8 protein-coding genes and 1 tRNA gene are annotated in these 8,564 nt (G+C 49.9%); 5 read left to right on the top strand and 4 right to left on the bottom strand.

Annotated elements, in window-relative coordinates; translation table 11 throughout:
• The first annotated feature begins 158 nt into the window (after positions 1-158).
• The 3 genes from F3H12_RS12480 (at position 159) to F3H12_RS12470 (ending at position 2,492) form a co-directional block, all read left to right on the top strand.
• Positions 159-1,055, top strand: a complete 897-nt coding sequence (locus F3H12_RS12480) for a hypothetical protein (protein ID WP_149679651.1) — start codon at positions 159-161, stop codon at positions 1,053-1,055.
• A gap of 155 nt (positions 1,056-1,210) precedes the next feature.
• Positions 1,211-2,275, top strand: a complete 1,065-nt coding sequence (locus F3H12_RS12475) for a branched-chain amino acid aminotransferase (RefSeq protein ID WP_149679650.1) — start codon at positions 1,211-1,213, stop codon at positions 2,273-2,275.
• Between the two features lie 143 nt (positions 2,276-2,418).
• A tRNA-Gln gene (locus F3H12_RS12470) sits at positions 2,419-2,492 on the top strand.
• A 92-nt stretch (positions 2,493-2,584) separates the two neighbouring features.
• On the opposite strand, the gene ruvC is transcribed toward F3H12_RS12470, so the two are convergent.
• Positions 2,585-3,091 carry a crossover junction endodeoxyribonuclease RuvC gene (gene ruvC, locus F3H12_RS12465; RefSeq protein WP_149679649.1) on the bottom strand — a complete coding sequence of 169 codons (507 nt, stop codon included), beginning with the start codon at positions 3,089-3,091 and terminating at the stop codon, positions 2,585-2,587.
• A gap of 180 nt (positions 3,092-3,271) precedes the next feature.
• On the opposite strand from ruvC, the gene F3H12_RS12460 reads away from it, so the two are divergent.
• Together F3H12_RS12460 and argH are read left to right on the top strand one after the other, a co-directional pair.
• Complete coding sequence (locus tag F3H12_RS12460; protein WP_149679648.1) at positions 3,272-4,492, top strand: argininosuccinate synthase; 1,221 nt, start codon at positions 3,272-3,274, stop codon at positions 4,490-4,492.
• 113 nt (positions 4,493-4,605) lie between these two features.
• The gene (argH, locus tag F3H12_RS12455) at positions 4,606-5,988 is read left to right on the top strand and encodes an argininosuccinate lyase (RefSeq protein WP_149679647.1); all 1,383 of its coding nucleotides are present in this window, start codon (positions 4,606-4,608) and stop codon (positions 5,986-5,988) included.
• An 86-nt stretch (positions 5,989-6,074) separates the two neighbouring features.
• On the opposite strand, the gene F3H12_RS12450 is transcribed toward argH, so the two are convergent.
• The 3 genes from F3H12_RS12450 to F3H12_RS12440 form a co-directional block, all read right to left on the bottom strand.
• A complete protein-coding gene (locus F3H12_RS12450; RefSeq protein ID WP_149679646.1) occupies positions 6,075-6,395 on the bottom strand; it encodes a hypothetical protein in 321 nt (106 codons plus the stop codon).
• 152 nt (positions 6,396-6,547) lie between these two features.
• Positions 6,548-7,726, bottom strand: coding sequence for a polysaccharide deacetylase family protein (locus tag F3H12_RS12445; protein WP_149679645.1), 1,179 nt, complete (start codon positions 7,724-7,726; stop codon positions 6,548-6,550).
• A 71-nt stretch (positions 7,727-7,797) separates the two neighbouring features.
• A complete protein-coding gene (locus tag F3H12_RS12440) occupies positions 7,798-8,331 on the bottom strand; it encodes a cob(I)yrinic acid a,c-diamide adenosyltransferase (RefSeq protein WP_188118529.1) in 534 nt (177 codons plus the stop codon).
• Between the last annotated feature and the right edge of the window lie 233 nt (positions 8,332-8,564).

The raw sequence follows: 8,564 nt of genomic DNA, 5'->3' as shown, positions 1-8,564 counted from the left end.
CTCCTTTGCTAATGTTTTTCTTTGGTTATTAAACATTTTACAATGGATTACCATGAGTTTTCTATATATTACGGCATTTTATTTTACAACTTCCCCAACAATTTTACACTATGTGCTTCATGAAACCATCCGCTATTGTAATGAAAACAATTCCCTTCATGTTGATCCGACTGGCGGCCTACCTGGTGTTCTTTATCGGGATGTGTATTTATGCATTCATCGTCATCAGCATTCTGGGTGCCATCCGGCCGGAAGGATTCTTTGCCGTTCTTCTGGTCTGCCTGTTTGGTGGCGGCGGCTGGTACATATACAGGTTGCTGCGCGAGTATATCGCCTACATGATTAAGGCGGCCCATGTGGCGGTCATCGGCGAACTGGCCGTCAACGGCAATGTGCCGGAGGGCTTTGGCATGTATCAGTACGGCGTATCAAAGGTGAAGAAGTACTTTGCGGCTTCCAACGCCCTCTTCCTTCTCGACAGAATGATGTCGGGAGCCGTCAGGCAGATACAAAGGGTTATGGGCGGAATCGGAGCGATCCTGGGCTTTATTCCGGGTATGAAGCAAATCGTCAAGCTTCTCAATAAGTTCGTCGATATCATTCTCAACTATGTTGACGAGTGCATCATGGCCTACATCTTCCTCCATGAGGGACAGAATGTATGGAAAAGCGCCTGCGACGGCATCGTTCTCTACTTCCAGAACTGGAAGGCCATTTTGAAGACGGGCGCCAAGATCCTTCTCTTCCTTGTCCTGTTCTATGTGGTATTCTACCTGCTCTTCCGCGGTGTCTTCCTCGGCCTGATCTCCAATGGTGATTTCGCCACGGTCATCATCGCCTACATCATGACCCTGCTCTTTATCACCGTATTGAAATGGGGCGTTCTGGATTCCATCATCATGATCAACATGCTGTGCGGTTACCTGAAGGTGGCCTATGGCGCTGAACCCAGCTATGATCTCTATGGCAAGCTGGAGGGCATGAGCAAGAAGTTCAAGGAAATGGTCGGAAAGTCCAGGGAGGCTGCTCCCGGAGCTGAGGTCCATACCGCCTGAAACAAGAAAAATATTCGCTTTATTGGCAGTGCAAATTCGGCTTGTACTGCCTTTTTTTATGCTTTTAATATAGGAATATATATTTTTCTTACTGAAAGAGATGGATTTTTTATGAGCATAGGTGTAAGATATTTTAACGAAGGAGAGTGACAATCATGGAAATAAAGATTGAACTAACCAAGCATCCCAAGGAAAAGCCATCGTCGGAGAACCTTGGATTCGGTCAGGTTTTTTCCGACCACATGTTCATGATGGATTATACCGAAGGCAAGGGGTGGCATGATCCGAGAATTGTTCCCTATGGTCCCATACTCTATGATCCCGCCCTCATGGTATACCATTATGGGCAGGCCATTTTCGAAGGCCTCAAGGCCTACAGGACCAGGGACAACCACATCGTGCTGTTCCGTCCGGATGAAAACATGAAACGTCTCAACCAGTCCTGCGAGAGGCTCTGCATACCGAAGGTCGATGAGGAATTCGCTCTTATGGCCATGAAAAAGCTGATCGAAGTTGACAAGGACTGGGTACCTGACGCGCCGGGCACATCGCTGTACATCAGGCCGTTCATTTACGCTACGGACCCCTACCTCGGCGTTCGTCCCTCCAATACTTATCATTTCCTGATCATCACCGGGCCCGTGGGTGCCTATTACAAGGAAGGCCTCAACCCGGTCAAGATATATGTGGAATCCAAGTATGTCCGCGCAGTTGCCGGAGGTATCGGAGCCGTAAAGACGGCAGGCAACTATGCGGCCAGCCTGAAGGCCCAGCAGGAAGCCAAGGATCTGGGATATACCCAGGTGCTTTGGCTGGACGGTGTCGAGAGGAAATATGTTGAAGAAGTAGGCACCATGAATGTCTTCTTCGTCATCGGCAACGAGGTCGTCACGCCTGAGCTCAACGGCAGCATTCTTCCCGGTATTACCAGGAAGTCCTGCATCGAGCTTTTGAAGCATTGGGGACTCAAGATATCGGAAAGAAAGATTTCCATCCAGGAAGTCTTCGAGGCCAACGAGAAAGGCCTCCTGAAGGAAGCCTTCGGTACAGGTACCGCTGCGGTCATTTCGCCCATCGGGGAACTCTATTGGAATGAGCAGCGCGTGATTCTCAACGGCGGAAAGATTGGCGAACTGTCGCACAGGCTCTATGATGAACTCACAGGCATCCAGTACTGTGAAAAACCCGATCCCTTCGGATGGGTGGTTCCGGTTGTCTGAAAGATTAAGCGCTTAAGGGGCGATTTTGCACATCGCCCCTTTTTCTTTCAATAATACCTTAAAATGCTATCGAAAAAAATGAAAAAACCCTCTTGAAAAGAAGTCATGATCATATTATAATAATCAACGTCGCAGAAAGATGTTGCGGATTGGTGTAATGGTAGCACGACTGACTCTGGATCAGTTTGTCAGGGTTCAAATCCTTGATCCGCAGCCAAATACCAAAACAGCCGGTTTCCAGAGAACCGGCCTTTTTTATTGCTTTTTTAGCTGATGACTTCGGGCTCAATGGCGATAATCCTCGGCATCCTACAGCCCATCCTGCCTGATCCGAAGCTGAGTCTGCATCCCGCTTCTGTGGGCATGGCATATGGCCACAGCCAGCGCATCGGCGGCGTCATCAGGCTTCGGTATGCTGTCAAGCCCCAGAAGGACCTTGACCATGTACTGTACCTGTTCCTTTTTGGCCCGTCCATATCCCACAACCGCCTGCTTGACCTGGAGCGGCGTATACTCATAGACGGGGATCCCGGCCTTTGCCGCGGTCAGCAGTGCCACGCCCCTGCCATGCCCCACCGCTATGGCTGTCTTGATATTGGTATTGAAGAACAGCTCCTCCACCGACATGGCGTCCGGTTTGTGCCGTTCCAGAAGTTCATGCAGCCTGTCGTTGATGATGCAGAGCCTTTGAGGAAGCTCGGTTTTGGCTTCTGTTTCAATGACGCCATAATCCAAAACCCTGAACCTGTTGTTCCTGTATTCAATCACCCCGTACCCGGTGATGGCAAAACCCGGGTCCACTCCGAAAATTATCATGCTCATGCTCCTTTAGTGTTCCTGTGGAATGTCATCATGTATTGAATTTTAGGCTTGCATAAATATACACAAATGCGTATAATTATAATTAGCTTCAGGGCGCAGCCCTGCGTGCTATAATAAAAACAGTTTCACGATACACCCGTTTCATTAATATTAACACAGATTGGAGAGATTTGCATGAGCAGCAAGGAAAAAGTTGTACTTGCCTATTCAGGAGGTTTGGATACATCCATCATCATCCCCTGGCTCAAGGAAAACTACGATTATGAAGTGATTGCCATGGCGGCCGACGTAGGCCAGGGCGAGGAACTGGAACCCTTGCGCGAGAAGGCAATTAAATCCGGTGCCTCAAAGATTTACATAGAGGATCTCACCGAGGAGTTCGTCACCGATTACATCTTCCCCACCCTGAAAGCAGGCGCCGTTTATGAGGGTAAGTACCTTCTGGGAACCTCCTTCGCGCGTCCCATCATTGCCAAGCGCCTGGTGGAGATCGCCAAAAAGGAAGGTGCGGTTGCCGTTGCCCACGGGGCTACCGGCAAGGGTAACGATCAGGTGCGATTTGAGCTTACCGTGAAGGCGCTCGCTCCGGAACTCAAGATCATTGCTCCCTGGAGAATATGGAATATCCGTTCCAGGGAAGATGCCATCGATTATGCCGCTGCCAGGAATATCCCCGTTCCCGTTACAAAGCAGTCCAATTACAGCCGTGACAGGAACATCTGGCACTTGAGCCATGAGGGTTCGGAGCTTGAAAACCCGGCCAACGAACCCATCTATGACAGGCTGCTGCAATTGTCCGTAACGCCCGAGAAGGCGCCTGACGAGCCCACCTATATCGAACTTGGCTTTGAACAGGGCATTCCCGTCAGCCTCAACGGAGAGAAACTGCCTCCTGTCAAGCTCCTTGAGGAACTCAACAAGATCGGCGGCCGGAACGGTATCGGCATCATCGACATTGTGGAGAATCGTCTTGTGGGCATGAAATCCCGCGGCGTCTATGAAACGCCCGGTGGCACTATCCTGTACGCTGCCCACAGGGAACTGGAAAGCATATGTCTGGATCGCGACACCATGCATTATAAGGAACTGGTTGCCCAGAGATTTGCCGAACTGGTCTACTATGGCCAGTGGTTTACACCCTTGCGTGAAGCCCTTTCCGCATTCGTGGATGTGACCCAGAAATATGTAACCGGTACAGTCCGGCTGAAGCTTTATAAGGGCAATATCATCCCGGCCGGCGTGGAATCCCCTTACTCGCTCTTCAGGGAGGATCTCTGCACCTTTGGTGAGGATGAGGTTTACAACCATAAGGATGCAGAAGGCTTTATCAATCTGTTCGGGCTTCCCCTGAAGGTACAGGCTACCATGAAGAAAGCCAACAACATCCAGGATTGAGCCAGTGTTGCCGGGGACAACCGCCAGAGAATTCCCCCCCTATCTTTGCCGGTTGTCCCTGGGCAACTTCATGGCTTGTTCCATGAAGCCATTGATACATTAGGAGGAAAATCATGAAGCTTTGGGCCGGAAGGTTTTCTAAAGAAACTGACGCCATGATGGATGACTTTAACGCATCCATCCGTTTTGACAGCAGAATGTATCGCCAGGATATCCTGGGAAGCGCTGCCCATGTAAGAATGCTCGGGGCGTGCGGGATCATACCTCCGGCTGATGCTGAGCTGATCAGAAAAACCCTGTTTGAGATCCTGGAGGACATCGAGCAGGGTAAAATTGAATTTGACCAGTCTGCAGAGGATATCCACATGAACATTGAAACCCTCCTGATCGAAAGGATCGGCCAGGTGGGCAAAAAACTGCATACCGGAAGAAGCCGCAATGATCAGGTTGCCCTGGATTTCCGCATGTATATCCGGGATGAGATTAAAAACATCAAGGCGTTGCTGGCCGATATGGAGCAAACGCTGATAAAGCTGTCCGAAAGCCATCTGGACACCATCATGCCCGGTTACACCCATCTTCAGCGGGCTCAGCCCATCACCCTTGCCCACCATCTGATGGCCTATTTCCAGATGTTCAGGCGGGATATCGAAAGACTTGACGATTGCTATAAGCGCGTCAACATCATGCCCCTGGGGTCCGGTGCCCTTGCGTCCACCACCTATCCCATCAACCGGATGATGGTGGCTGAGGAACTGGGATTTGACGGCATCACCGAGAACAGCCTGGACGGTGTCAGTGATAGGGATTTTGCCCTGGAGCTGGCTTCCTGCCTGTCCATCATCATGGTACACCTGAGCCGTTTCAGCGAGGAGATCATCCTTTGGAGTTCCAGTGAGTTCAGCTTCATCGAGCTGGATGATGCCTACAGCACCGGCTCCAGCATCATGCCGCAGAAAAAGAACCCGGATGCGGCAGAATTGGTGCGGGGTAAAAGCGGCAGGGTCTTCGGAAGCCTCATGGCGTTGCTCACCGTCATGAAGGGTCTTCCCCTCGCTTACAATAAGGACATGCAGGAAGATAAGGAATCCCTTTTCGATGCGATAGATAACGTAAAAAGCTGCCTGGGCATTTTCATCAAAATGCTGGATACCATGAAAATCAACAAGGCCAATATGCGTAACGCCGCCAAGGGTGGCTTTACCAACGCTACCGATCTGGCCGATTACCTGGTCCGGAAGGGCATCCCTTTCCGTGACTGCCACGAGATTGTGGGTAAAATGGTTGCCTATTGCATCGGAAAGAAAATAGGCCTTGAGGATATGACCATCGAGGAAATGCGGCAGTTTTCCGAATGTATCACAGAGGATGTCTATGAGAGCATCAGCCTGGAAGCCTGTGTCGGCGGCAGGAAGGTTCCCGGAGGACCTGCACCCGAAAGCGTGCTGGCTTCCATTGAAAGCGGAAAAGCATTTCTTGATGCGCTGAAACAGTGAAAAGCGATGTAGTCATAGTAGTCAAAAACGTTTCTCCCTTCATTCTATGCCCTATATAAAAACCCCGATTTTTATCATCGGGGTTTTTAATAGGGCTCTGCTTTTTTTTCCAGGGCTTTTCCGAAACTGTGCCACGAATTTCTGAGCTTGATTCGCATTTCTTCATCCAAGGTGCTTTCTATCACACTGTTGAGCTGCCTTCTCATGCGGTGGTATTCCTTGATATCGAATTCCTCTGCCTTCAGAAGTTCCTCCATTTCCTCCAGCCATCCCACCAGGTATTCAATTCCCATATATTCCTTTGATACCTTTCTTTTAAGGTGAGCTATAACCAGTTTGATAGCTTTCTTTTTTACCTCGTTGTCATCCATTCGTTTTTCCAGGTTTTTGGATTCCTTGAGCGACATGAAAAAACCTCCTTCAAAATGCATAGTAAGGAACTCTGGATATACAAGATGACAGAGTGAGAAGACGATCAGGAGAGAATACCATCCATATATCATATTGTATATCATTTATTAAATATAATCAATGTTTCCCAGTTCCCAGGGGATTGCGACTAATAAGTGATGAGCGTCTTGCCGTTGAGTTTGGAGGTATCCACCCGATCCTTCCTGCCTTCAGGGACCACTATGGTGCTGGGATCACCGTCGCTGACAAACATCCTGTCGGATGTCATTTTCGGAAGCCACCATGTCAGGTCCTGGAGGACGGGCTCCATTCCCTGGCTTCGAATCCTGGGAACATAGTCCGGGTTATAATCGGGGGAAATGGAAGGTTTTGACGGATTGGATCCTACTGCCATGATGCTCTGGTGCCTGTAATGAATATCTTCATAGGTCCCTTCCCTCAGGTAGGCCTTGAGCGCATCGGATTGCGGAAGGCTGCCATAGGGCAAAGCCAGGGAGTAAAACTCGAGATCGGGAAGGATCCCATAAGCCGCTTTCTGGTTTTTGCCCAGGCTGTTTATCACATCCTCCGCACTTTTTGCCTGCGTTTTGTAATTGATATGGCCCCAGGTATGGGTGCCCAGTTCGAACCCATGTTCAAGCAGGAATTCAAACCGATCTTTCAGAGTGCCGGCACCCTTGAAGGTGTTGTCGCCGATGTCCATATTGACATAGAATATCCCCTTCAGCCCGAAATCGGGGTGTTTTTCATTGAAGGCCATCAGGATGCCTACCGCCGATTTGGGATTCACCTTGAGGGTGCCGTTTTCCTCAATGAGGCTGAACTGTCCCGGCGTACCGTCGTCGAAGGTGAATACCATGGGCATGGTGCCTGCGGGTACGTCAATATTGCATTCAATGAAATCCTTCATGCTGATCAGCCGGAATCCGCGGTTATACAGGTCTTCAAGCAGGGCTTCAAACTCCCTGAACGTTGTGGTGTATTCCTTGTCCTTCCCGTCGTACTCTTCCAAAAACCTGTGGAACATGATAATGGGGATTTCCCCGGACTCATTGGGCTGATAATTCTCATAGTCGGTACGGACAAGATGGCCAGGCCTTTCCTCAACGGGCTCCGGTGTGGTCTCCTCCGTTGCCTCCGGGGTATCGGCAGGCGTTTCCGCAGGCAGCGTAGGATCCGGGGTCACAGAAGAAGTGGCCCCGGGTGTGGGCGTGGTATTGTCGGAAATATCCGGGTCCGGCCCGGTTTTTATAACGGCATACAGAATGCCTGCAACCAGCAGACAGGTTATCAGCACGACCAAAGTAGCTTTAACTCTTTTATCCATCGTTGCATTCCCTTCAAATCAAAATATTCGGTTTCTCTTCTGGCTTATCTCCGGTGAGCCGCAGACAGGGACTAAAACTCAATCCCTTGCCTGGCTTTGATTCCCTTTTGGAAGGGATGTTTGACAGGATCCATCCTGGTGATGTAGTCGGCCTGCTCCAGGAGACTCCGGGAGGCCGTTCTACCCGTCAGAACCCATTCGGCAGGGACTTGGCGCACCAGGTTGTAAACCTGGCCTTCGGGAATGAGTCCCAGATGCAGCACATCCAGTATTTCATCCAGCACGATCATGTCAAAGTTCTGATTATCAACCATCTTTACGATTTGATTCCAACCCTGCTCCAAATCGGCACGGGTTTCCTCACGCTGCTGCGGGTTTTGCTCCCATATAAAAGCCTTATGCCTCATGGCGGGACGGAACAGGGTAACCCGATCCTTAAGCATGCCAAGCGCCCGCAGTTCTCCGGATTGAGACGATTTAAGAAATTGGCAGAACAGAACAGACCAGTTCCATCCGGCAGCCCTGATGACCATACCCACAGCTGCAGTGGTCTTCCCTTTCCCCTCTCCGATATGAAGATGCAGAAAGTGCCGTCCGCTTTCCATATTCTGTCCTGCTTTTACCGCCTCCATGCATACATACAGGCCGGGTTGTTTCAATATAAAAACGACAAGAGACAAACATCCCCTGTCATTCTCATTATAACTTATCGCAGACCTAAATTCAATGTCATAATCAGGCTCGATAGTGTCAACGATTTGTAGGAATAAAAATCAGCCTCCTACACGATACAGTAAGCTTCCGTGTTGTAACCCCCTAAGTATCCAATAGATTCTGC

The sequence above is a fragment of the Thermoclostridium caenicola genome, assembly GCF_900142095.1.
Classification (GTDB): domain Bacteria; phylum Bacillota; class Clostridia; order DSM-8532; family DSM-8532; genus Thermoclostridium_A; species Thermoclostridium_A caenicola.
Note: the sequence above shows the minus strand (reverse complement) of the source record. Positions and strands in the feature narration are given on the sequence as shown.